This window comes from Micromonospora sp. CNB394 (assembly GCF_000374985.1).
GTDB lineage: Bacteria > Actinomycetota > Actinomycetes > Mycobacteriales > Micromonosporaceae > Micromonospora > Micromonospora marina.
Map to the genome: position 1 here is coordinate 100697 of NZ_KB895840.1, position 23953 is coordinate 124649.

23 protein-coding genes and 1 pseudogene are annotated in these 23953 nt (G+C 75.0%); 15 read left to right on the top strand and 9 right to left on the bottom strand.

The window, feature by feature from the left end; genetic code table 11:
• Positions 1 to 759 (top strand): ferredoxin reductase, encoded by a 759-nt coding sequence (locus C569_RS0118385; RefSeq protein WP_018787246.1) that lies wholly within the window; start codon positions 1 to 3, stop codon positions 757 to 759.
• A gap of 46 nt (positions 760 to 805) precedes the next feature.
• Positions 806 to 976: pseudogene (locus C569_RS34385) on the top strand (DUF6510 family protein); the annotation flags it as partial.
• Here C569_RS34385 and C569_RS0118390 read toward each other — a convergent pair.
• Positions 902 to 2665 carry a glycosyltransferase family 2 protein gene (locus C569_RS0118390; RefSeq protein WP_018787247.1) on the bottom strand — a complete coding sequence of 588 codons (1764 nt, stop codon included), beginning with the start codon at positions 2663 to 2665 and terminating at the stop codon, positions 902 to 904. The pseudogene C569_RS34385 and the gene C569_RS0118390 overlap by 75 nt on opposite strands.
• Before the next feature lie 200 nt (positions 2666 to 2865).
• Entirely contained in the window at positions 2866 to 3519 is a 654-nt protein-coding gene (locus C569_RS0118395) for a C39 family peptidase (RefSeq protein ID WP_018787248.1), read from the bottom strand.
• 814 nt (positions 3520 to 4333) lie between these two features.
• Between C569_RS0118395 and C569_RS0118400 the strand changes: the two genes are divergently transcribed.
• Complete coding sequence (locus C569_RS0118400; protein WP_026268323.1) at positions 4334 to 5632, top strand: NAD(P)/FAD-dependent oxidoreductase; 1299 nt, start codon at positions 4334 to 4336, stop codon at positions 5630 to 5632.
• 128 nt (positions 5633 to 5760) lie between these two features.
• Here the strand turns inward: C569_RS0118400 and C569_RS0118405 are convergent, their stop codons facing one another.
• Positions 5761 to 6549: a spermidine synthase gene (locus C569_RS0118405; RefSeq protein ID WP_018787250.1), complete on the bottom strand. Its 789-nt coding sequence runs from the start codon at positions 6547 to 6549 to the stop codon at positions 5761 to 5763.
• A 71-nt stretch (positions 6550 to 6620) separates the two neighbouring features.
• Positions 6621 to 7592, bottom strand: a complete 972-nt coding sequence (locus C569_RS0118410; RefSeq protein WP_018787251.1) for a DUF2267 domain-containing protein — start codon at positions 7590 to 7592, stop codon at positions 6621 to 6623.
• 184 nt (positions 7593 to 7776) lie between these two features.
• Between C569_RS0118410 and C569_RS0118415 the strand changes: the two genes are divergently transcribed.
• Positions 7777 to 8091, top strand: coding sequence for a hypothetical protein (locus tag C569_RS0118415; protein ID WP_018787252.1), 315 nt, complete (start codon positions 7777 to 7779; stop codon positions 8089 to 8091).
• Positions 8092 to 8156: 65 nt separating this feature from the next.
• Here the strand turns inward: C569_RS0118415 and C569_RS0118420 are convergent, their stop codons facing one another.
• Together C569_RS0118420 and C569_RS0118425 are read right to left on the bottom strand one after the other, a co-directional pair.
• Complete coding sequence (locus tag C569_RS0118420; protein WP_018787253.1) at positions 8157 to 8507, bottom strand: STAS domain-containing protein; 351 nt, start codon at positions 8505 to 8507, stop codon at positions 8157 to 8159.
• Positions 8508 to 8550: 43 nt separating this feature from the next.
• Complete coding sequence (locus C569_RS0118425; RefSeq protein WP_026268324.1) at positions 8551 to 8895, bottom strand: STAS domain-containing protein; 345 nt, start codon at positions 8893 to 8895, stop codon at positions 8551 to 8553.
• A 253-nt stretch (positions 8896 to 9148) separates the two neighbouring features.
• Here C569_RS0118425 and C569_RS0118430 point away from each other — a divergent pair, with 253 nt between their 5' ends.
• The 5 genes from C569_RS0118430 (at position 9149) to C569_RS0118450 (ending at position 13495) form a co-directional block, all read left to right on the top strand.
• Positions 9149 to 10906: a PP2C family protein-serine/threonine phosphatase gene (locus C569_RS0118430; protein ID WP_026268325.1), complete on the top strand. Its 1758-nt coding sequence runs from the start codon at positions 9149 to 9151 to the stop codon at positions 10904 to 10906.
• Positions 10903 to 11949 (top strand): B12-binding domain-containing protein, encoded by a 1047-nt coding sequence (locus C569_RS0118435; RefSeq protein ID WP_018787256.1) that lies wholly within the window; start codon positions 10903 to 10905, stop codon positions 11947 to 11949. Before C569_RS0118430 ends, C569_RS0118435 begins: the two co-directional genes overlap by 4 nt.
• 76 nt (positions 11950 to 12025) lie before the next feature.
• Positions 12026 to 12373 carry an STAS domain-containing protein gene (locus C569_RS0118440; RefSeq protein ID WP_018787257.1) on the top strand — a complete coding sequence of 116 codons (348 nt, stop codon included), beginning with the start codon at positions 12026 to 12028 and terminating at the stop codon, positions 12371 to 12373.
• A gap of 71 nt (positions 12374 to 12444) precedes the next feature.
• A complete protein-coding gene (locus tag C569_RS0118445; protein WP_018787258.1) occupies positions 12445 to 12891 on the top strand; it encodes a response regulator in 447 nt (148 codons plus the stop codon).
• A gap of 118 nt (positions 12892 to 13009) precedes the next feature.
• Entirely contained in the window at positions 13010 to 13495 is a 486-nt protein-coding gene (locus C569_RS0118450) for a h+transporting two-sector ATPase b/b' subunit (protein ID WP_018787259.1), read from the top strand.
• A gap of 11 nt (positions 13496 to 13506) precedes the next feature.
• Here the strand turns inward: C569_RS0118450 and C569_RS0118455 are convergent, their stop codons facing one another.
• From C569_RS0118455 to C569_RS0118465, 3 genes are all read right to left on the bottom strand, one after another.
• Complete coding sequence (locus tag C569_RS0118455; RefSeq protein WP_196806744.1) at positions 13507 to 14340, bottom strand: hypothetical protein; 834 nt, start codon at positions 14338 to 14340, stop codon at positions 13507 to 13509.
• Between the two features lie 447 nt (positions 14341 to 14787).
• Positions 14788 to 15216: an OsmC family protein gene (locus C569_RS0118460; protein ID WP_018787261.1), complete on the bottom strand. Its 429-nt coding sequence runs from the start codon at positions 15214 to 15216 to the stop codon at positions 14788 to 14790.
• A gap of 80 nt (positions 15217 to 15296) precedes the next feature.
• Positions 15297 to 16244, bottom strand: a complete 948-nt coding sequence (locus tag C569_RS0118465; RefSeq protein WP_018787262.1) for a serine/threonine-protein kinase — start codon at positions 16242 to 16244, stop codon at positions 15297 to 15299.
• 132 nt (positions 16245 to 16376) lie between these two features.
• On the opposite strand from C569_RS0118465, the gene C569_RS0118470 reads away from it, so the two are divergent.
• From C569_RS0118470 to C569_RS0118495, 6 genes are all read left to right on the top strand, one after another.
• The gene (locus C569_RS0118470) at positions 16377 to 16601 is read left to right on the top strand and encodes a hypothetical protein (RefSeq protein WP_018787263.1); all 225 of its coding nucleotides are present in this window, start codon (positions 16377 to 16379) and stop codon (positions 16599 to 16601) included.
• Between the two features lie 528 nt (positions 16602 to 17129).
• On the top strand, positions 17130 to 17870 hold the full coding sequence (locus C569_RS0118475) for a response regulator transcription factor (RefSeq protein ID WP_091051371.1): 741 nt from the start codon (positions 17130 to 17132) through the stop codon (positions 17868 to 17870).
• A complete protein-coding gene (locus C569_RS0118480) occupies positions 17848 to 19380 on the top strand; it encodes a cell wall metabolism sensor histidine kinase WalK (protein WP_018787265.1) in 1533 nt (510 codons plus the stop codon). The genes C569_RS0118475 and C569_RS0118480 overlap by 23 nt, the downstream gene beginning before the upstream one ends.
• 45 nt (positions 19381 to 19425) lie before the next feature.
• Positions 19426 to 21861 (top strand): glycosyltransferase family 39 protein, encoded by a 2436-nt coding sequence (locus C569_RS0118485; protein ID WP_018787266.1) that lies wholly within the window; start codon positions 19426 to 19428, stop codon positions 21859 to 21861.
• Positions 21862 to 21864: 3 nt separating this feature from the next.
• Positions 21865 to 23088, top strand: coding sequence for a dolichyl-phosphate beta-glucosyltransferase (locus C569_RS0118490; RefSeq protein ID WP_018787267.1), 1224 nt, complete (start codon positions 21865 to 21867; stop codon positions 23086 to 23088).
• Positions 23089 to 23192: 104 nt separating this feature from the next.
• On the top strand, positions 23193 to 23927 hold the full coding sequence (locus tag C569_RS0118495; RefSeq protein WP_018787268.1) for a helix-turn-helix transcriptional regulator: 735 nt from the start codon (positions 23193 to 23195) through the stop codon (positions 23925 to 23927).
• The last annotated feature ends 26 nt before the right edge of the window (positions 23928 to 23953 follow it).

Below are 23953 nucleotides of genomic sequence, written 5' to 3' on the forward strand. Positions count from 1 at the left end.
ATGACGGCGCAGGCGCAGGGCCGCCGCGTCGCGCCGCTGATGTGGCGGGTTGCCCGGCTGGTCGAGCGGCGGATCGAGACGCCCACCGCGCAGACGCTGGTGCTGGACGTGCCCGGCTGGCCCGGGCACCTGCCCGGGCAGCACGTCGACCTGCGCCTGACCGCCGAGGACGGCTACCAGGCCGCCCGGTCGTACTCGCTGGCCGGGCCCGCCGACGGCGAGCGGATCGAGGTGACCGTGCAGCGGGTGACCGACGGCGAGGTGTCGCCGTACCTGACCGACACCTACGCCGAGGGCGACCCGCTGGAGGTACGCGGGCCGGTCGGCGGCTGGTTCGTCTGGCGTACCGACGGCACCGCGCCGGTGCTGCTGGTCGGCGGTGGATCGGGGGTGGTGCCGCTGATGGCGATGATCCGCGCACGCCGCGCCGCGGGCAGCCGCACCCCGTTCCGGCTCGTCTACTCGGTGCGCACCCCGGACGACGTCATCTACGCCGACGAGCTGCGCCGCCGCGCGCGCGACGACCAGGGCCTGGACGTCGCGTACGTCTACACCCGGTCTGCGCCCGAGGGCTGGCGCGGCGAGCCGCACCGGATCGGCCTCGCCGACGTGAACAGCCACGGCTGGCCGCCCGACCTGGAGCCGCTGTGCTACGTGTGCGGCCCCACCGGATTCGTGGAGACCGTGGCCGACCTGCTGGTGGGGCTGGGTCACCCGACCCGGCGCGTACGGACCGAACGGTTCGGCCCGACCGGCTGAGACCCGAGGAGGGCGTATGACCGACCTGTCCTGCCTGGATGGCAACATGCTCGACGGACCGCTGCGCGAGTTGTTCGCCGTCGACCTGAGCGCCACCACCGGCCGCTGCGACACCTGCGGGACGACCGGACCGATGGCCGGGCTACACGTCTACTCGCACGCCCCGGGCCTGGTAGGGCGCTGCCCTGCCTGCTCCGGAGTGATGGTGCGGCTGGTCCGCGCGCCGCAGCGGGCCTGGCTGGACCTGCGCGGCACCACGTACCTCCAGGTGCCCATGGCGGCCGAGCCGGCCTTCCGGCCCGCGTCCTGACACCTGCGCGCGGGCCGCACCGCGCCGACGCAGCCGCCCGACGAGCTGCGCCACCGTCACCGGCACCACCGACAGCACGAGCTGGCCGTTGCGTGGGTCGACGGTCGCCGCCACCCCGTACAGCCGGGCGCCGTGCCGCAGCAGCCGGGGCCGCCCGGCGGCGAGCCGAGGCGCGCGCACCGCGGCGCCGCCGCGCCCGTGACCGCCGTCCACCTCGGCACGGACCGGGTGGCGCTGCCCGCTGGCGGACCCGGCGGCCAGGAGCCGGTCGAGGGCGAAGTCCGTGCGGAGCGTGCGGCCGGTCGGATCACCGGCGTCCATCCGGGTCGCGCCCACGACCGGACCGGCCAGCATCCGCACCGGCCCGGCCTCCGTGGCGAACCGGGGGTACGGGCTGCGCGTGGTCACCGTCAGCGTGTGCCCGTCGGCCCAGCTGACGTCGACGGTGTCCAGCCGTGCCAGCCAGTCGGCGCGCACGTCGGTGACGTCGGTCCAGGGGGCCGGGGCGCCCGGATAGCCCGCGTGCCAGCGGTCACCGGCGAACACCGTCGCCGGCACGCCCCGGCCACAGTCCTGCTCGATGACCGCCAGCAGGTCGTCCACCCCGCCCGCCGTCACCGCGCCCAGGCGCAGCCGGGCCTCGATGCCGAGCCGGTCCCGCAGGCTGTCGGTGACGTGCCGCCGCACCAGCTGCGCGACTGTCGCGTGCACCCGCTCCTGCGCGGCCCGGTCCAGGTGCCGGAAGTCGTCGCCGACCAGGTTCGCCAGCTCCAGCCCGACGTGGCGGCGCAGTACCGCGTCCCGGCGCGCTCCGGCGGGGATCAGGTCGGCCACGTACGCGAACAGCCGCTCCACGCTGACCAGGCGCTGCTCGATCCGGCTGTGGTAGGTGATGTTGCGGGCGTCCAGCCGGCGTACCGCGTGGTAGTAGTCGTGGTCGGCGAGCACCGAGATCCGCCGGGCGTGGTAGCAGGCGGTGAGCGTGAACGGCTGGTCGCTGAGCACCGGCATGTCCTCCGGGAACCGCAGCCCCAGCCGGTCCACCAGGTCGCGCCGGAACAGCTTCGTGTTCGCCAGCGACCAGGGCAGCGCCGAGTCGAACAGGCTCACGTCGACCACGTTGCCGTCGGCGAACACGTCGGAGAAGACGTGCCGGCCGTTGACCCCCACCACCTTGCCGAGAACCACGTCCGACCCGTACCGGTCGGCGGCGGCGACCATACGTTCGAGGGCTTCCGGGCCGAGCCGGTCGTCCGAGCCGAGGAAGAACACGTACCGGCCGGTGGCCAGGTCGAGTCCCCGGTTGCAGGGCGCCGCAGGGCCACCGGAGTTGGCCTGGTGCACGACCCGCACCGTGCCGGGATGCTTCGCGGTGTACCGGTCCAGCAGGCGGCCGCTGCCGTCGGTGGACCCGTCGTCCACCGCCACGATCTCCATCCGGTCCGGGCCGATCGTCTGCCGCAGCACCGAGTCGAGGCAGGACCGCAGGTAGCGCAGCGTGTTGTAGACCGGCACGACGACGCTCACGTCGGGGCGGCTCGTCGCGGCCGGGCGGTGCGTGGTCGGTGGGCGGTGCGTCGCCTCCTCGGCTGCCACAGCTTCTCCTTCGCGGTCGCCCGGACGATCCGGCGCCACCCAGCGTGGTGGGGCGAGCCGTCCGGGTGACGACGGCAGCGTGACGGCAAGGTGACCGGCAGGCAGCCGTTGGATACGCGCGGCAGGGCCCGACCCTGTGGTGGGGTCGGGCCCTGTCGGTGTGTGTTCTTGCTGTGCAGCTATGGGTGCGGTGGTGTGGCTTAGCTGGTGCTGTAGCCGCGGGTGGCGATCCAGTCGGCGAGGTTGTCGATGCTCATGCGGTAGGTGGCGGTGTTCGGGTCGGCGCTGTCGGCGATGGTGACGGTGTCGCCGTTGTCGCGGTAGCCGGTGACGCTGATGTAGTGGCCGCCTTCGAAGGAGTGGGTGGTGCCGTCGGTGTCGGTGGCGGTGCCGGCGATGTTGGCGACCACGGCCCGGCCGGCGTCGACGGTCTTGATCACGTCGGCGCGCAGGGTGTCGGTCTGCTTGTCGTCGGCCTTGGGGGTGCTGATCTCGACCGACTTGTAGGCGTCCTTGGTGCCGGTCTGCTTGTTCAGCACGGGGGTGATGTCGTTGATGCTGTCGGTGCCGGCCTCGGTGGTGCCCATCTCGCGGGCCATGGCGTGCACGTCGATGTTCTTGCCCTGCACGGACAGGGCGTTGCGGGCGGCGGCGGGGCCGCAGAAGTAGAAGTTGGGCTGGGCCTCGTAGCGGACGTCCAGCTCGCGCTCACCGTGGTTCTTGCGGTCGGTCACCATCGCGGTGGTGCCGGTGGGGGCGGCGTGGGCGGCGATCGCGGGGCCGGCGATGCCTCCGGCGGTGGCGGCGATACCGGCAGCGGTCAGCACGGTCTTACGCAGCAGAGTGGTAGCCATGATGGTGGCCTCCCTGAAGTGGGGGATGACGCGGCGGGGGTGCCGCGCGAGGGGGAGCGTCTTCGGGGGTGCCCGTCGGAGGGCCGGCGCGCGGGCGGCCGGGGGGCCTGCTGTCCGCGGCTCAAGGGGATGTAACGACGACCGGGCCGGGATGATTCCCTGACCTGCCTCACGGCCGGTGGGCCGGTGGTCGGCGCTCGACCCGGTGCCTCGGCGGTCAGCCATGTACAACACCCCTGGTCCGGCCCGGATTCCGCCACGGCAGTGGCACCCGCCACCACAACGCGGCACCGAACCGGGCAAACGCCCCGGAACTCCCGCCGATGCCCAGCGAACGACCCCCTGGGCTCGTCCGCTGCCGGCCGGTCGCGCCTGCTGTCCAGCGTGTGCCGTCCGTCTTGCCGGCACATCACCACCGACCCGTGCCCGGGTGGAACGCCATGGGTGTCTCGGTCGGCGTTTGACACCCATGGCGTTCCAGCTGCGGGTCCGGTCCCGATGGACGAAACCGCCGTCCCACCTCCCGGGAGGGGCCAACCACCCTCTCGCGCGATCTTGCAGTTTGGTGCCCGGCAAACCTCGCGAAGCGGGCATCCTGCGGGCCCGAAGTGCAAGATCGCGTGGGGCGACGGCGGCAGCGGAGGAGGAGGCGGTGAGGAAGGTGCGCCGGCTGGACCTCGCGGGCCGACCCTCGGCGGTCGCGTGGTTTCCCATCCCGGCATCCTCGCGCCGATCACGAGGAATGCCCACATAGTTGCTGATGGATGAATCGTGGGCACGTTTGTCGCAGGTCTGCCCGGGAACGGCAGAAGGCATGACGAAACCACGGGTGGTGATCGTGGGGGCCGGGTTCGCCGGGTACCACGCGGCCAAGACGTTGCGCCGACTGGCCCGCGACCGGGCCGAGATCGTCCTGCTGAACACGACCGACTACTTCCTCTATCTGCCGCTGCTGCCCGAGGTGGCGGCCGGCGTGGTGGAGCCGACCCGGATCGCGGTGCCGCTCGCCGGCACGCTCGACGGCGTCCGTGTGGTGGTCGGCGAGGCCGACCGGGTCGACCTGCAGAACCGGTGGGTCGGCTACCGCTCGATCGAGGGCGACCACGGGCAGCTCGCCTACGACCGGCTGGTGCTCAGCGTCGGCAGCGTCAACAAGCTGCTGCCGATCCCCGGCGTGACCGAGTACGCCCACGGCTTCCGCGGCCTGCCCGAGGCGCTGTTCCTGCACGACCACGTGGTCCGGCAGGTGGAGCTGGCCGAGCTGACCGACGACCCGGCCGAGCAGCGGGCCCGCACCACGTTCGTGGTGGTCGGTGCCGGCTACACCGGCACCGAAGTGGCCGCGCACGGGCAGCTGTTCACCGACCGGCTGACGGCCCAGCGCCCGCACCTGAAGGTCCGGCCGCGCTGGATGCTGCTGGACGTGGCACCCCGGGCGCTGCCCGAACTGGACCGGCGGATGTCCGTCACCGCGGACCGGGTGCTGCGCAAACGCGGCGTGGACGTGCGGATGGGCACCTCGGTCGCCGAGGCCACCCCGGACGGGGTGATGCTCACCGACGGCGAGTACGTCCCGACGTGCAGCCTCATCTGGTGCGTCGGGGTACGCCCCGACCCGTTCGTGGCCGAGCTGGGCCTGCGGACCGAGAAGGGCCGGCTCGTGGTCGACGAGTTCCTCAACGTCCCCGGCTACCCGGAGGTGTTCGCCTGCGGCGACGCCGCCGCCGTGCCCGACCCGACCCGGCCGGGGCAGGTGTGCGCGATGACCGCGCAGCACGCCCAGCGGCAGGGCAAGCTGGCCGCGCACAACATCGCCGCGTCGTACGGCCAGGGCGTGCGCAAGTCGTACAAGCACCACGACCTGGGCTGGGTTGTGGACCTGGGCGGCAAGGACGCGGCGGCGAACCCGCTCAAGGTGCCGCTGGCCGGGCTGCCGGCCAAGGCAGTCACCCGCGGATACCACCTGCTGGCCATGCCCGGCAACCGTTCCCGGGTCGCGGCCGACTGGGCGCTGGACGCGACGCTGCCCCGGCCCGCCGTACAGCTCGGCCTGGTCCCCGCCAACGCGGTGCCGCTGGAGAGCGAGTCGCCGGAGCTGGCCCGCCGCCACTGATCGCCGCGAACGCGGCCAGGAACAGGCGAGGACCAGACCGATCACGATCAGCGTCCGGCGCCCGGTCGACCGGTCCTCGGCGGCGCTCACCGGCGCGGCTACCCGCGCCGGGGACACGAAGACCCGGGTCAGCCCGGCTCGGCGTCGGTGACCGGGTGGGCACCTGCGGCGAACGCGTCGAGCGGCGCGGCGTGCAGCACGGTCCCGGGCACCGGGTCCGCCGCGACGCGGGCGGCGAGCCTGCGTACCGGCAGCCGGCCCGGCTCGGGCGAGGCGGCGAGCACCACGTTGCCGTACCGGCGGCCGCGCAGCATCCGCCGGTCGGCGACCAGGCACACGTCGGCGAACACCGCGCGCAGCGTGGCCACCTGCGCCCGGGTGTGCGCCAGCGGCGGGAGATCGGTGAGGTTGATCAGATAGAGGCCGTCCGGGCGCAGCACCCGCGCCACCTGCGCCGCGAACTCCACCGCCGCCACGTGCGGCGGCATCCGGGCCGCCCGGTACACGTCGGCCACCACCACGTCGTACGCCCCGGACGGCTCCTCGGCGACCGTCGCCCGGGCGTCGCCGAGCGCCACCACCACCTCCGGCGGCAGCCGCGGCAGCTTCCGCCGGACCAGCTCGACCACGCCCGGGTGACGTTCGACCACCCGTTGCGCCGAACCGGGCCGGGTGCTCGCGAGCCAGCGCGGCAGCGTCAGCGCGCCGCCGCCGAGGTGCAGGGTGGTCAGGGCCGCGCCGCGCGGGGCGGCCAGGTCGATCGCGGCGGCGATCCGCCGCACGTACTCGAAGTGCAGGTACCGGGCGTCGGCCACGTCCACGTACGACTGCTCGACCCCGTCCGCGAGCAGCGTGCGCCCGGACGGGCGGGCCGGGTCCACCACGATCTCCAGGGTCTCGGTGTCGTCGTGATCCACGGCGGGACACGGTACCGCCCGGCCACGGGCGGCCCCGGCCCGCGTGGGGCCGGGGCCGCCCCGCCGCCGGCTCAGCCGGCCGCCATCCCGGCACCGGCCTCGTCGACTGCCGCGTCCACCCGGTGCGCGAGGTCCACGTCCGCCGCCGTCACGCCGTCGACCTGCTGGGTGCGGACCGTCAGCACGGCGTTGTCCGGGTCCGGCCGCCCGATCTGCGGCGACCGCCCGACGTCGGACTTGAGCCGGTCCAGCCGGTCGAGCACCCGGTCCAGGTTGCCGCCGGGCAGCTCGATCGTGCGCACGAGCGACCGCCGGTCGCTGGACCAGTAGGGCAGCGTGGCGAGCGCCTCGCGCAGCTCCGCCCCGGTCAGCGGCGCGGTGGCCGAGGACGCGCCCACCAGGCCGCCGCCGAAGTCGGTCGGCCCGAGCAGGTCACGCAACTCGTCGGGTACGCGCAGCGACTCGACCAGCTCCGCGTCGGCCTCGGTGAGCGCGGCGAGCGTGGCCTCGGCCTGGTACCGCGCCTGCTCCGGGGTGAGCCGGCCGTACCGGCCCACCTCGGCCAGGAAGCCGGGCAGGTCCCGGCGGGGTGCCAGGCCGTACACCGGCACCACGTCGTGCAGGGTCAGCGGCACCGCCTCCAGCAGCCGCTCCCGTTCCGCCTCGTCCAGCGCCTGGGCCAGGGCCAGCACGGTGCCCTCCGCCGCGACCCTGGCCGTGGTGAAGTCCACCCCGGCGCGCCGGCTCACGTCGTCGACGAGATCCCGGTAGCGCATCGAGAGCCCGGGTGACGGCGCCGGGTCCGGCAGCGGGCGCGGGCGCTCCGCGACGGCGACCGGCGGCGGCGCGGGACCACCACGGGTGCTGTCCGGCTTGTGCGGGCCGGCCGGCGGCGGGCCGGACCGGTCGTGCTCGTCCAGCGAGGTGACCTGCTTGGACGCGCTCAGGCTGGCACCGATCTGGCTCGGCCGCAGCCCTCGCTCACGGGCCTCGCGGGCCAGGGCCCGGCGGCGCTGGTTGTCGCCCTCCATCTGCTTGCGCATCGTCGCACCTCGTTCCTGGGTCGGTTCGCGCTTGCGTCGACCGCGTTCCCGGCGCTGCCGGGAAGGTAACGGCGGACCGCCCGGCGGACGCTTCATTCGCTGCGGGTGAGGAGCGCTCACCCCGGCGGGCGGCAGGCTCGGACGGACCGGACAACTTCCGACGCACGCGGAAGGGCAGGTCGACATGAAACGGATCGTGGAGATCGTCCCCGCCCGTCCCGGCTGGTACGCCCGTTGGCGGATCGGCCCGGACGCCACCCGCTCCTACCCGGTGACCCTCTGGGCCCTGCTGGAGCACCACGACGGCAGCGGACGCGAGGTGGTCGGCGTCGACTGCGTCGGGCAGTGGCCCGGCGCGGACGACGACGACATGAGCGGTGACTTCGTCCGTTATCTGTTCCAGACGCCCGATTCCGGCGCGCCGGAGGACATCGAACCGCCATCCGCGGGCCGGTCACGCGACGAGGCACCGCACCGGCAGGCCGCGCCGGCCGCCTGAGCCATCCTCCCGGCCCCCGGCCCCTGGTCCCAGGGCCGGGGGTCACCCCTGTCCGCCGGGTCGGGTCAGCCCGCCTCGCGGGCCCCGCCGCCGGTCAGGTCACGCGGCGGGGCGGCCAGCAGCTCGGCCAGGCCGGTGCGGTCCAGCAGGTGCCGCACCTGCGGGTTCAGGTTCAGCAGGCGGATGGCCCCGGTGCCGGCCCGGTGGATCACCACGAGCGCGCTCAGCCCGGAGGAGTCGCAGAGGCCCACCCCGGCGAAGTCGAGTTCCAGCTCCTGACGGCCGTCGCGGCGCAGACCGGCCACGGCCTCGACGAGTTCCGGCGCGGTGTCGAAGTCCAGCTCCCCGGCCAGCCGGACCCGGGCGGAACCGGCGTCGAGCCGGTCCACCGAGATGGTCAGCATCTGGGCGGGCACGCCTCCATGTTCCCAGCCGGGCGCGGCCGGGAAACCCCCGGGGTCACGCGGACGCGGTCGAACCCGGCGCGGGGTGGCCGGCGGTGTCGTCGACCGGCGCGCGGTCGAGCAGGCCGGTGACGCCGGTCAGGTCGAGGATGGTCTCCAGGAAGCGCGGGACCGCGCGCAGTTCGATGGCGGTGCCGGCCTGCTGGCCCTCCCGCCAGGTGTGCACGATCACGGACAGGCCGGTGCTGTCCATGAACTGCAGGTCGCCGAAGTCGAACACCAGCGCCGTCGGGCGCCCGGCGAGCAGTCGGTCGATCTCGGCGCGCAGCGGGCCCGCGGTGGCGTACGCCAGGTCACCGCCGACGACGACCACCGGGACAGCCGGATCGGATCGATCCACGGAGATGCTCAGCGGACTCGCCTCGGGCCTTCTCCGTTGAGGGACCACGTCACGCCTTTCCGCGAGGTTGCCGGTCGGGCCGGAATGACAGGATCGTAACAACAGCACCATCACCTCGCTGGACGCGCGATCCGGCCGGCAGCGCCGTGGGGTGGCGGTCGCGGCATACCGGCGTAGGGTGGACGTCGAGACGTGACCACAGGCGCCGTGTCCGGCGCCCTCGGGTGTCGACGAGGAGAGTGGGGCTCAGCTGGTGACTGCTGCCGACGTCAGGGGTGCCGACCCGGGCGACGGACGGATCTCCACGCCGAGTGCCGCACGGGCTCCGGTGTGGTCCGCCGTCGCGCCGGCGCCGTCCGCCCTGCCGCCGCTGGCAGCCGACCGCGACCTCACCGTCGCGAACTGGTCCGAGGTGGTCGAGCACTTCCGTGAGGGCCTGGTCGTGTGCGACGCCGACGGTGTCGTCCAGCACGTGAGCCCGGTCGCGGAGCGGCTGATCCCCGAGGTGACGCCCGGCGAGCCGCTGGCCGCCGCCGGCCCGGCCCCGCTGCGCGGCGACGGCCCGGCCGAGTTCGCCCACCACGGGCGGCGGCTGCGCGTACGCCCGGTCGCGTTGTCCCACCGCCGGCGCTGCTGGTACGTCGACGACGTCACCGAGAGTTTCAGCCGGGCCGACGCGGTGCTCGCCGAGCGGGCCCGTTCGGCGTTCCTCGCCGTGGTCGGCGAGAAGCTCGGCAACCCCCTGCACCCGGACCGGGCCGCCGCCGCCGTGGTGCGGCTGGCCGTGCCCACGGCGGCCGACGTGGCGGTCCTCGTACTCGCCCCCCGCTCCGGCCGCGCCCGCTGGTGGCGGGCGGTCCGCGCGGACGACCGGCCGCCGGTGGTGGACAGCGGGATGCTGCCCGCCACGGCGCTCCCCGCGGCCATCGAGGCCGGCCTCGCCGGTGCCGAGCCGCACGAGCTGGACTGGCTGGTCGAGCAGGCCGCCGAAGCGGGCTGGCTGCCCGGCCTGGACGCCGCCGGCGCCACCGCGCGGGTGGTGCCGCTGCCCGGCCGGGAGGCGCCGGCCGGTGCGCTGCTGGTGGCCCGGCGCGCCGACCGCTGGTACGACGAGGCCGACGTGGACCTGGTCCGCGCGTTCGCGGCCCGGGCCGGCGCGGCGCTGACCACCGCCATGCTCTACCGCGACCAGGCCGAGGTCGCCGACACGTTGCAGGCCAGTCTGCTGCCGGTCGAGCCGGCCTCGGCGACGGGCGTGCAGTGGGGCACCGCGTACCGGCCGGCGCAGGCCGGTCTGCGCATCGGCGGTGACTTCTACGGTTCGCACCGGCTCGCCGACGGCGGCTCCGTCTTCTTCCTCGGTGACGTGTCCGGCAAGGGTGTGGAGGCGGCCGTGTTCACCGGCCAGCTGCGCCAGTGCCTCCAGGCGTTGCACCGGGTCGAGACCCGGCCGGGGCGGCTGCTGAAGCTGCTCAACGACGCCTTGCTGGAGACCACGCAGGCGCACGGGCAGGGCCGGTTCGCCACCATGGTGCTCGGCGTGGCCCGGCCGCACCGCGACGGCGGCCTGACGCTGACCCTGGCCGGCGGCGGCCACCTGCCGCCGCTGGTGCTGCGGGAGTCCGGCGAGGTCGAGGTGGTGCCGCTGCGTGGCATGCTGATCGGCGTGGTGCCCGATCCCCGCATCGGCGAGGAGACGGTGCACCTGGCGGCGGGGGAGACCTGCCTGTTCTACAGCGACGGGGTGACCGAGGCCCGGGGCGGCCGGCGTGGTGACGAGCAGTTCGGCGCCGAGCGGCTGCTCCACGCGGTGACCGGCTGTCACCGGATGCCCGCGCCGGCGCTCGCGGAACGGATCGAGCAGGTGACCTGCGACTGGCTCGCCCACGGCGACCACGACGACATCGCCGTGCTGGCGCTGCGGGCCACCGGCCCGGCGGGGCGGTCGCCGCGGCACCTGCACGCGGTGCCGGATCCCGAGACCGAGCGATCGAGGGAGTTGTCCGCGTGACCGTGCCGACCGTCGATGCCGACCCGGGCCACGCCTTCTCCCGCTATCTGAAGTGCCTGGCCGACGCCGACGAGTCCGCCGCCGTGGCGACGGCCCGGGGGCTGCTGGAGGCGGGTGTGCCGGCCGAGCGGGTGCTGCTGGAACTGGTCGCCCCGGCCCAGGCGGAGGTGGGCGAGCGCTGGGCCCGCAATGAGTGGAGCGTGGCCGAGGAGCACGCCGCCACCCACATCAGCGAGCGGGTGGTGGCCGCGGTGGCCGCGTACGCCGATCCTCGCCCGACCCGGGGGCGGATCGTGATGGCCTGCATGGACGGTGAGTGGCACGCGCTGCCGGCCCGGCTGGTGGCCGAGGTGCTGCGGCTGCGCGGCTGGCAGGTCGTCTTCCTCGGCGCCAGCGTCCCCGCCGCGCACCTGGTGTCGTACCTGCACCGCTACGACGCGGAGGCGGTGGCGCTCGCCTGCGCCCTGCCGATGCGGCTGCCGCACGCCCACCGGATGGTGGAGGCGTGCCGCCGCTCCGACGTGCCGGTGCTGGTCGGCGGCCGGGGCTTCGGCGACGACGGCCGATGGGCCCGCGTGCTCGGTGTGCCGTGGGCGCCCGACGCGCCGGCGGCGGCGGACCTGGTCGCCGACGAGCGGGCGTTGCGCGAGACGCCGCCCGCGCGGCTGGACCACCTGGCCGACGACGAGTACGTCAGCCTGGTGAAGCGGCGCGGCGAGCTGATCGACAGCGCCCTGGCCGACCTGCGGGAGCGGGTGCCGTCGACGGCCAACTACACGGCGGCGCAGCTCGACTCCACGATCAGCGACCTCGGCTACATCGTGGACTTCCTGGCCGCCGCGCTCTACGTGGACGACGCGACGCTGTTCACCGGGTTCGTCGAGTGGCTGGTGGAGATCCTGGTGAGCCGGGGTGTGCCGGCGGGCGCGATCGGGTCGACGCTGGAGCACTATGGACAGCAGCTGCGCGACTTCCCGCGCGCTGCCGCCTTCCTCGACCGGGGCCGTGCTCTGGTGGGCGGGTTGTCGGCGGCGGGCCGCTGACGGGAGTTCGACCGGCCGTCACATATACTTGCACCACTGCAAGGATTCGCCTGCGGTGGGAGCGAGAGGGGCCGCTGTGACGTTCACCGTCACGTACGCCCAGCGGGACGGGGGCGGCACCTGCCTCCGGCTGGCCGGCGAACTCGACCTCAGCACGGCCGGCGAGCTGAACTCGACGATCGACCGGCTGGTCACCGAGGGGCGGCGCGAGCTGCTTCTCGATCTCACCGAACTGACGTTCTGCGACTCCACCGGCCTCGCGGCCTTCGTTCGGGGGGACAACCTCGTCGCCGCCGACGGCGGCTGGCTGCGCCTGACCGGGGCGACCGGGCCGGTCGCCCGGGTGCTCCAGGTGACCGGGCTCGCCGAGGTGCTCCACCACGGCCGCGACCCGGCCGACCCGGCCGCCTCGGCCGCCCCCTGATCCGGTACATTTCCCCGCCAGCAGCCGGCCGTGCGGCCGGACGCCCTCCTCACCACGAAGCAGGTAAACCGATGGGCCAGACCAGTCCCAGCCCCGTCCGCATCCTGGTGGTGGACGACGACCCGGGCGACGTTCTGATGATCGAGGAGGCGCTCGCCGACTCCGACGTCGACAAGGTCATCGAGGTGGTCGCCGACGGCCAGGAGGCGATGGAGTTCCTCCGGCGCGAGGGCCGGCACACCGAGGCGCAGCGCCCGGACATGATCCTGCTCGACCTGAACATGCCCCGGATGGACGGGCGGCAGGTGCTCGGCGAGGTCAAGGGTGACGAGAGCCTGCGGACCATCCCGATCGTCGTGCTCACCACCTCCAACGCCGACACCGACGTGGTCAGCAGCTACACGTTGCAGGCCAACGCGTACGTGACGAAGCCGATCGACCTGGACGACTTCAACGACGTGGTGCGCCGCATCGACGAGTTCTTCGGCCGGGTGGTCGTGCTGCCGAAGCACCAGTAGGGGCGGGAAGTCCGGGCCTCCGCATCCTGAACATTTTGCGGGAACGGCCGCGCCCGGGATCGCCCGGACCGCAGGATCGGCAGGTGGGGACGTACACCGGCTGCCTGGGGGGCGACGCATGAGGTTCTCGGTGGTGGAGGCCGGCTACGACAGGCGGCAGGTCGACGCCTGCCTGGACGAGCTGGGCCTGCGGCTGGGGCGGCTGGCGGCGCGTGCGGAGGGCGCCGCCGGGGTCGGCCGGGAGTGGGACCAGATCCGGTCGGACGCCCTGCACCTGTGCGACTTCCTGCGTCGGCGTACCGCTCCGGTCGAAGGGGACGCGTTCCGCCCGTCGGCGGCCGAACGGGAGGCCGCCGAACTGCTGGCGCAGGCCCGCGCCGAGCTGGAGGCCGCACGCGAGGAGGCCCGCCGGGTGCGGGAGGAGGCGTACGCCGAGGCCGTGCGGGCACGCCGCGAGTTCGAGGCGGCTCTGCTGGCGCGTCGTCGCCGGGAGTCCCGGGTCGACGAGATCCTGGCCGGGGCACGTGGTGATCGGGTTGCGGTGGACACCCCGACCGCCGCGGCGAGCGTGCGGCCCGGCGCCGCCGGGCGCAGCGCCGCCTGACCCGCGCCGGGTCAGACCAGCGCCGCCACCACCGTCGTGGCGCGCTTCTCGTGCCGGGCGTACGCGTCGGGGTAGGCGGACACCTGCACCGCCTGGGCGGCGGCGGTGACGCTCATGTCCTCCCAGCCCGGCACCTCGCGCAGCGCGGCGTAGAAGGCCCGGGCCGCGTACGCCGGGCGCATGAGCTGGGCGACGGTGCCCCAGCCGCTGCTGGGACGCTGCTGGAACAGCCCGACCGAGTCGTGGTCGGAGCCGCTGCCCTGGTGCGGGTGGTCGAAGGACTCCGGCAGCACGTCGCTGGCCAGGTTGTAGAGGTTGCTCTCCTGCATGGCGGTGGACACTGCCACGACCAGGGCCCGGCGGGGCATCTTCATCTCCCGCCCCACGTCGACGATGGCCTGGGCGTTGTCCATCTGCCGCTGGTCCAGGCCGGCCACCGGCCGGGGGCGCTTGGGCGCCACGGGCCTGCGCGGCGGCTCCTTCGTCGCGGGGGTGGCGCTGGGTGCGGGAGCCGGCGGAGGCAGGGCCGTGGCGGCCGGTGGCGTGCGCCGGGTGAAGTCGCGGGAGGCGCGCTGGTCGGCGGCGGCCCGCTCGGCGACCGCCTCGCGCACCTCCAGGTGTGCCGGGCCGCTCTCGCCGACTCCGGCCACGCCGATCAGGCCGAGGCAGCAGGTGACGCCGGTGGCCACCGCGATCCGGCCGGGTCCGGACCGGGCCGGGCCGCGTCGTGGCGGCTCCGGGGCGCGGTGACGTCCCACCCTCCGTTCGGCTGATGCCGGGTCAATCGTTCGGCGAACCGGGCGGTTGGCGGGCGGCGGCTGATGATCGGGGTGGTCGGGGTGCACCCGCCGAGGCTAGAAAGCTTCCCGGTCTTTGCCATCGGGGTGATTGGTGGCATGCGCCACAATCTGCCGGATTCCTGGACGACATTAGGGATGGAGAGTCATGAAAGCCGCCGATCAACCGTACCCGAAAGAATGCTTATGTCGGTTTCGACGGTGTGAAACGGGCGCTCGGTCCGGCGGATGGCGGCCCGTACCTGTCTCCACCGTTCGGCCGAGGGTGACCCGGTCGGCCGGCCCTCGCCCGGCGGCGGAACGCCGACCAGCCGGGATCGGCGCCCCGCGATCCGATCGCCGTACCGCTGCCCGCGCTCGCGGCGCTGCTGTGCCGCCCCCGTCCGGCGCTGCTGGCGGTGCTGCTGCCGGCAGCGGTCTGGGCCGGGCTCCACGGCCGCGCGTGGCTGCCCCGGCCGCACCGGGCGGTGACCGCCGGCTTCCGCTGGCGACAGCTCAGTGCCGGCCGTTCTCCGCCGGGGTCACGGTGAGCCGGTGCCGGCTCGGGTCGCTGCTGGAGAACGGCCAGAGCCGGTCGGCGTACGCGACCAGGTCGGCCAACTGGTCCCGGGTCAGTCCCGCCGAGGAGATCTCGGCGTGCACGTCGGCCCGGTACCGGCCGTCGTCGTCGCGGCCCAGCTTCGCCTCCGCGGTCACCTGCACGGTGTGCGCCTCGTCGGTGATCTCCCCGGCCGCCTCCACCGCCGCGTGGTGCAGGCAGGAGGCGAACGCCGCGGCCAGGAGCTGTTCCGGCGTCAGGCCGGTGCAGTGCGGCGCCAGTGGGGACGCCAGGGCAGAGGAGAGCCCGCCGTCGTCGGTGCGTACGTGACCGCCCGCCGCGGTCGCCGTGGCCGTCTCGGCCAGCCAGGAACTCGGATCCGGCATCGCGTTCCTCCCGTCGCTCACCGGGCCGCGTTCCCGGACCCCGAGCGGCGAAACCGCACTCGGGCAGCCAGTACGCGTGCTCAGCCGGCCCGGCCGCTCGGCGCGGCGTCGACGGCCATCGCCTCGGTGGCCTCGGCGGCGGCCCGGCTGGTCCACGGCGACACCTGCGGCGCGCGCTGCCGGGGCGGCGTCGCGGTCATCGGCACGTAGACCCGGGCGTCCACGGCCTCGGCCAGCAGCAGCGCGGCCATCGGGCTGGTCGGCCGGGCGCACGGGTCGGCGTCGAGGCAGCGGCGGACGAGCTCGGCCACCTCGCCCGGCAGGCCGGGCACCTCGGGCAGCGGGCGGGGCGGCCGGCGGCGGCGCGACCCGAGCAGCTGGGTGGTGCTGCCCGCCTCGTACGGCAGCTCGCCGGTGAGGCAGTAGTACAGCAGCACGCCCAGGGCGTACATGTCGGCGGCCGGAGTGGCGGGCCGCCGGTCGAGCTGCTCCGGGGCCAGGTAGGCCGGGGTACCCACCACGATGCCGTCCGGTGTGGGGTCGGTCGCGCCGGCCGGGGCGGCGATGCCGAAGTCGAGCACCTTCACCCCGCACGGGGTGAGGATCACGTTCGCGGGCTTCACGTCCCGGTGCACGATGCCGTGCGCGTGCGCGGCGGCGAGCGCGGCGCACACCTCGGCGCAGACCCGCACCGCGATCCGCCAGTCCAGCGGCCCGGTTCGCAGGTGCGCGGCGAGCGTCTCACCCTCGGCCAGCTCCATCACGATGTACGGCACCGGCCGTCCGTCCGGCAGCGTCGCGGTGCCGAAGTCGTGCACGCTGGCGACGTTCGGGTGCACCAGCCGCGCCGCCGAACGCGCCTCGGCCCGGATGCGGTCCACCGAGCCCGCGTCGCCGTCCAGCGCGGGCGAGATGAGCTTCACCGCGACGGTCCGGTCCAGCACGCGGTCGTGCGCGCGCCACACCTCCGACATGCCACCCAGGCCGGCCCGCTGTTCGAGCTCGTACCGCCCGCCCAGCGTCCTCATCGCCCACTCCTCGCCTCGTCCGGTGCCCTCCGGTCCCCCCGCTACCCGGCCCCGGAGCTGTGCAAACCGCAGAGGGTTCGCACTCCGGCGGGGTAGCTTCGCGGCGAGGGCGTCGACGGACGGAGGGCAGCGGTGGCCGCGGTGCGCGTACGGTTCGTCGGCGGGCCGGCCGACGAGCTGACCCGGGATCTGCCCGCCGGGCCGGACGGCGCGCCGCCGCCCCGGTGGGTGCTGCGCCATCCGGAGGAACCGGGCCAGGGGGTGGCCGACCACCTCTACGAGCGCGACGACCACGCGTCCCCGGGCGGCTGGACGATGCGGTACGTGCACACGTTCCCGTTCGGCGCGACCGAGTGAGTCGCCGCGTGGTGGTGCGCCGCAGCGGCCAGGGCAGCCGGGCCAGCGCCGCCTCGAAGGCGGGCAGGTCGGCGCGCGCCTCACGGACCAGGTCGGTGTCCACCCACGACGGATGGGCGGTGCCGACCGCCACGCCGTGGTGTGCATCACCCCGATCAGGTTGACCTCGACGGTACGCACCAGCGCCTCGACGTCGCCGACGGCGATCGTGCCGCGGTCGGCCACCCCGGCGTTCGCCACCACCGCGTCGATCCGCCCAGCGTCGCGAGTGTCCCGTCCACCGCGGCGGCGAGGCGGGCGGTGTGCCCGCCGATGCCCCGGGCCGCGCCGGTCACCAGCACCACCTTCCCGGCCGACCGGTCGGGAACACGACCGTCGATGGACATGCCGGGAAGTCACCACCGGGTAGCCCCGGTGCGGAACACCCACCGGACCTGCCCGGATCGCCGTCGGAGGGCGCGCACAGCTGGTACACAGGATCGGGACAGCCCGCCGACAGCGGGTCCGCCCACGATGGGGGGCATGGTCATGAACGCGCAGGCCGCGCAGGGCCGTATCGAGCTGCGCCGACCGGACGGCGAACCGGTGCGGGTGCTCGTCGTCGACGACGAGCCGACACTGACCGACCTGCTCTCGATGGCCCTGCGGTACGAGGGCTGGCAGGTCGCCACCGCCGGCAGCGGGATGGCGGCGGTCACCACCGCCCGCCAGTTCCGCCCGGACGCCGTGGTGCTCGACGTGATGCTGCCCGACCTGGACGGCTTCCAGGTGCTGCGCCGCCTGCGCGAACAGGCCCCGAGCGTGCCGGTGCTGTTCCTCACCGCCCGCGACGCCGTGGAGGAACGCGTCGCCGGGCTCACCGTCGGCGGCGACGACTACGTCACCAAGCCGTTCAGCCTGGAGGAGGTGATCGCCCGGCTGCGTGCGTTGCTGCGCCGCTCCGGCTTCGCGGTCGCCGCCCGCCAGGAGGCGGTGCTCACCGTCGGCGACCTCACCCTCGACGAGGACAGCCACGAGGTACGCCGCGGCGACGACCTGGTCACGCTCACCGCCACCGAGTTCGAGCTGCTGCGCTACCTCATGCGCAACCCGCGCCGCGTGCTCAGCAAGGCGCAGATCCTCGACCGGGTGTGGAACTACGACTTCGGCGGCCAGGCGAACGTGGTCGAGCTGTACATCTCGTACCTGCGCAAGAAGATCGACGCCGGCCGCGCGCCCATGATCCACACGCTGCGCGGGGCGGGCTATGTCCTCAAGCCCGCCGAGTGACAGGGGCAGCCGGCTGCGCAGCCGTCTGGCCGGCTGGTCGCTGCGCCGCCGCCTGGTGCTCTCCGTGGTGGCGCTGCTCGCGCTGGTCAGCGTCGGCATCGGCGGCCTGACCACTGTCGCGCTGCGGCACTTCCTGATCGATCAGATCGACAACCAGCTCACCTTCGGCGACCGGCGGCCCGCCGACTTCGAACGCTGGGCCCGCCGCGGCGCCGACCCGCCGCGCCCGGACCAGCGGCCCGTCCTGCCGGACTCCGGCGAGGTGGCGCCCGACCCCCCCGGCGGCTTCCCGCCGGGCTCGATCGCGGTCCGGGTGCCCGTCGCCGGCGAACCCGTGGGCCGGGTCCGGTCCGGCAGCGGCGGGAGCGAGGAGGTGCCCGCCGCCGACCTGACCGCGCTGGCCCGGGTGTCCGCCGGCGAACGACCGCGCACCGTCGTCGTCGGCGACCGGGGCGACTTCCGGGCGGTCGCGCTGCCGTCGCCGCGCGGCGACGGCGACGTGCTGGTCCTCGCGATCCCGCTGGCCCAGGTCGACGACACGGTCATGTGGATGCTCGTCGCACAGGCCGGGGTGATCGGCGCCGGCCTGGTCATCGCCGGAGTCCTCGGCCTGATCATCGTCCGGGCCACGCTGCGTCCGCTCAACCGCGTCGCCGCCACCGCCGCCCGGGTCACCGAGCTGCCGCTGGACCGCGGCGAGGTCGCCCTGTCCGTGCGGGTGCCGGCCGCCGACACCGACCCCCGCACGGAGGTCGGGCAGGTCGGCGGCGCACTCAACCGGATGCTCGGCCACGTCGCCGCCGCGCTCGCCGCCCGGCAGGCCAGCGAGACCCGGGTACGCCAGTTCGTCGCCGACGCCAGCCACGAGCTGCGCACCCCCCTGGCCGCCATCCGCGGGTACGCCGAGGTGGCCCGCCGGGGACGCCAGGAGGTGCCGCCCGACGTGGCGCACGCGCTGCGCCGCGTCGAGTCGGAGAGCACCCGGATGACGAGCCTCGTCGACGACCTGCTGCTGCTGGCCCGGCTGGACTCCGGCCGCCCGCTCGCCGCCGAGCCGGTCGACCTGACCGCCATGGCGGTGAACGCGGTCAGCGACGCGCACGTCGCCGGGCCCGGCCACCGCTGGCAGCTCGACCTGCCGGACGAGCCGCTCACCGTCGCCGGCGACGCCCACCGGCTGCACCAGGTGCTGGCGAACCTGCTGGCGAACGCGCGGGTGCACACCCCGGCCGGCACCACCGTCACCGTCCGGCTCGCGCCCGCGCCCGGCGGCGTCGAGCTGCGCGTCGCCGACGACGGGCCGGGCATCCCGGAGCAGCTGCAGCCGGAGGTCTTCGAGCGGTTCGCGCGCGGCGACAGCTCCCGGTCCCGCGCGCAGGGCAGCACCGGCCTCGGACTGGCCATCGTCGCCGCCGTGGTGGAGGCGCACCACGGCCGGGTTGACGTGGCCAGCCGGCCCGGCCACACCGCGTTCACCGTGTGGCTGCCGGGATCCACAGCCGACGCATAGGCCGCTCACGGGAGCGGGCCAGCGGGCCCGCCGAGGCTTGCCGGCATGGACAGAACCGAGACGATGCCGACCGCGCCCACGGCCGGTCCACCCGGCACCGAGCCCGCTCCCGCGCCGGTACCTCAGGAGACCCGCACCAGCCGCGACCCGCGCTGGACCCGTCCCGCCCTCGTCGGTCTGCTGTGCGTGACCGCGCTGCTCTACCTGTGGGGGCTGGGCGCCTCCGGCTGGGCCAACGCGTTCTACTCGGCCGCCGTGCAGGCCGGGTCGCAGAGCTGGACGGCGTTCTTCTACGGCTCCTCGGACGCGGCCAACTCGATCACGGTGGACAAGACGCCCGCGTCGCTGTGGCTGATGGCGCTCTCCGTGCGGATCTTCGGCCTGAGCGGCTGGTCGATCCTCGTGCCGCAGGCGCTGCTCGGCGTCGCCTCGGTCGGCGTGCTGTACGCGACGGTCCGCCGCTGGTACGGCCCGGCCGCCGGCCTGCTCGCCGGGGCGGTGCTCGCGCTCACCCCGGTGGCGGCGCTGATGTTCCGGTTCAACAACCCGGACGCGCTCCTGGTGTTCCTGCTCGTCGCCGCCGCGTACGCGACGGTGCGCGCGGTCGAGACGGCGAGCACCCGGTGGATCGCGCTGACCGGCGTGCTCGTCGGCCTCGGTTTCCTCACCAAGATGCTCCAGGCGTTCCTGGTGATCCCGGTCTTCGCCGGGGTCTACCTGCTGGCCGCGCCGACCGGCCCCGGCCGGCGGATCCGCCAGCTCCTGCTGGCCGGGCTCGCAGTGGTCGTGGCCGCCGGCTGGTGGGTGGCGATCGTCGAACTGGTGCCGGCGAGCGCCCGCCCCTACATCGGTGGGTCGCAGGACAACAGCATCCTGGAGCTGACTCTCGGCTACAACGGGCTGGGCCGCATCACGGGCGACGAGGTGGGCAGCGTCGGCGGCGGCGGACGGCCCGGTGGGGGAGGCGGCGGACCGTTCTCCGGCCAGACCGGGCTGCTGCGGATGTTCGACACCGAGGTCGGCGGGCAGATCTCCTGGCTGCTGCCGGCCGCGCTGGTCCTGCTGGTAGCGGGGCTGTGGCTGGCCGGGCGGGCGCCGCGTACCGACCGCACCCGGGCCGGCCTGCTGCTCTGGGGCGGCTGGCTGCTGGTCACTGGACTGATCTTCAGCTTCATGTCCGGTATCTTCCACGCCTACTACACGGTCGCCCTGGCCCCGGCGGTCGGTGCGCTGGTCGGCATCGGGACCACCCTGCTGTGGCGCGCCCGATCGGCGCCGGGCCGGTGGCGCCGGCTCATCGCCGCGCTGGTCCTGGCCGGCACCCTGGCGGTCACCTCCTGGTGGTCCTGGCACCTGCTCGGCCGTACTCCCGACTGGTACCCGTGGCTGCGCCCCTCGGTGCTGGCCCTGGGCCTGACCGCGGCCGCCCTCCTGACCGCGGCGGCGTTCCTCACCCACGCCCGCCGCCCCGCCCCGCCCGCCCTCTCTCCCAGCTCCCCGCCCTCTCCCGGCTCCCCGCCCTCTCCCGGCTCCCCGCCCTCTCCCGGCTCCCCGCCCTCTCCGGTGATCAAGGAGTTCGTGTCCGGGAACGGCTCTCCGGGCGACGCAAAGTCCTTGGTCAACTCGACGGGGGCGGGTTCGGCCGGGACCGTTGGGCGGCGGGTGGTGCGGTGGGTCGTTCCGGTGGTGTCGGTCGCCGGGATCGCGGTGGCGCTGGCCGGGCCGGCCGCGTACGCGATGCAGACAGCGGCCACCCCGCACAGCGGCTCGATCCCCAGCGCCGGGCCGGCCGGAGCGGGCGGCTTCGGCGGCCCCGGTGGACCGGGCGGGCGGATGCCGGGTGACGGCGGGAACGGGCAGTTCCCCGGTGGTCCCGGTGGCGGGAACCGGCAGCTCCCGGGCTTCCCGGACGGCACCGGCTCGGACGGGACCGGCTCGGACGGCGGGGCGAACGCCGGTGGATTCCCCGGCTTCCCGGGCGGTGGCCCGGCTCCGGGCGCACCCGGCGACACCGGGCAGGACAGCGGCACCGGGCAGGACAGCGACAACGGCACCGGCGGCGCCGGTCCGGCGAACGGCCGGGCCGGCCGGGGGCAGCGCGGTGGCGGCACGGGCGGTCTGCTCGAGGCCCGCGAGCCGAGCGCCGAGATGACCGCGCTGCTGCGCGCCGGCGCCGACGACTACACCTGGGCCGCCGCCACGATCGGCTCGAACAACGCCTCCGGCTACCAACTCGCCACCGGCCGGCCGGTCATGCCGATCGGCGGCTTCAACGGCAGCGACCCGTCGCCGACGCTCGCCCGGTTCCAGCAGTACGTCGCCGACGGGCGGATCCACTACTTCCTCGGCGGCGGCGGGTTCCGGGCGAACGGCGGCAGCAACGCGTCGGCCGAGATCGCCGCCTGGGTCGCCGAGAACTTCACCGCGACCACCGTCGACGGCGTGACCGTGTACGACCTGAGCAGCGGAGAGCAGGGCTGAGCCATGACCGACACATATGCGCCCCGGGCCGCCGTGCAGGCCCGCCCCGGTGCCGGCAGCGCGGTACTCGACGTGGTGGTTCCGGTGTACAACGAGGAGGCCGACCTGGGTCCCTGCGTCCGGCGGCTGCACGCGCACCTGACCGCGCAGTTCCCGTACCCGTTCCGGATCACGGTGGCCGACAACGCCAGCGTGGACGGCACCCCGGCGGTGGCGCGGGCGCTCGCCGACGAGCTGCCCGAGGTGGGGGTGCTGCGCCTGGACGAGAAGGGCCGCGGGCGGGCGCTGCGCGCCGCCTGGTCGGCCTCCCCGGCGCCGGTGCTCGCGTACATGGACGTGGACCTGTCCACCGACCTGGCCGCGCTGCTGCCGCTGGTTGCGCCGCTCCTGTCCGGGCACTCGGACCTGGCCATCGGCACCCGGCTGGCACGGACCAGCCGGGTGGTCCGGGGCGCCAGGCGGGAGGTGATCTCGCGTGGCTACAACCTGCTGCTGCGCGGTGCGCTCGCGGCGCGTTTCTCCGACGCCCAGTGCGGGTTCAAGGCGATCCGTGCCGACGTCGCCGCCGAGCTGCTGCCGCTGGTCCGCGACACCGGCTGGTTCTTCGACACCGAGCTGCTGGTCCTGGCGCAGCGGGCCGGGCTGCGTATCCACGAGGTGCCGGTGGACTGGGTGGACGACCCGGACAGCCGCGTCGACATCGTCGCCACCGCACTCGCGGACCTGCGCGGCATCGGGCGGCTGGGGCGGGCGCTGGTGACCGGCGCGCTGCCGCTGGCGCAGTTGCGCGCCCAGCTCGGCCGTGGGCCGCTGCCGGCCCCGCCGGCACAGGTGCCGGTCGGGTTGCCCCGCCAGGTCGCCCGGTTCGCCGCGGTGGGCGTGGCGAGCACACTCGCGTACCTGCTGTTGTTCGTGCTGGCCCGCGGCCCGCTCGGGGCGCAACCGGCGAATCTGCTGGCGTTGCTGCTCACGGCGGTCGCCAACACGGCGGCCAACCGGCGGCTCACGTTCGGGGTGACCGGACGCCGGCACGTCGGCCGGCACCATCTCCAGGGACTGCTCGCGTTCGCGCTCGGCCTTGCCCTGACCAGCGGTTCCCTGGCCGTGCTGCACGCCACCACACCCCCGAGCCGCCCGTTGGAGTTGGCGGCGCTGGTGACGGCCAACCTGGCCGCGACCGCGCTGCGCTTCCTCCTGCTCCGCCTGGCCATGCACCACCGCCCCTGACCCACCCCCGACCGACTCGGTCGATCATGAGGTTGGCGGTGCGACACGCCGGGTGCCGGCACCGTCAACTTCATGATCGACGGGGAAATGGCAGGGTGGGGGGCGTGTACCGGGAGTGGGATGCGCGGGAGGTCCCGGGCGCTGTGGCGTGGAGCAGCGTCTCGGGCGGGAGTGAGACGCGGGTCCTGCCGGACGGGTGTCTGGATCTGCTCTGGTCCAGCCGGATCGGCCTGCTGGTCGCCGGTCCGGACCGCACCGCGCACCTGTCGCGGTCGGCGCCGGGGGACCGGTGGATCGGGCTGCGCCTGCCCCCGGGGACCGGCCCAGCCGTGTTCGGGGTGCCGGCCGAGGATCTGCGGGACCGGCGCGTACCGCTGGCCGACCTGTGGGGCCGTGCCGCCGCCGAGGTGACCGAGCGGGTCGCTGTGGCGCCGGCCGCGCCGGGCCCCGCCGACGAGGCCGCCGCCGCGGTGCTCGCCCGGGTCGCCCGCGACCGGCTGCGTGCGGCCGGCGGCCCCGACCCGCTCGGCGCGCATGTCGCCGCCCGTCTGGCCGCCGGGGCCACAGTCGCCGCTACCGCCGCCGAGGTCGGCCTCGGCGAGCGCGCCCTGCACCGGCGCAGCCGGGCCCTGTTCGGGTACGGCCCGAAGACGCTGGCCCGCATCCTGCGGATGCGCCGCGCGCTGGACCTGGCCCGCACCGGCGCGCCGCTGGTCGAGGTGGCGGTGCGCAGCGGGTACGCCGACCAGGCCCACCTGACCCGCGAGGTGCGGGAGCTGGCCGGGGTGCCGCCGACGCGGCTGCTCGACCCCGCCCGGAGCCGCCCGCCGGCGAGCTGACCGGCCGGGATCCGCCGGTGGCCGGC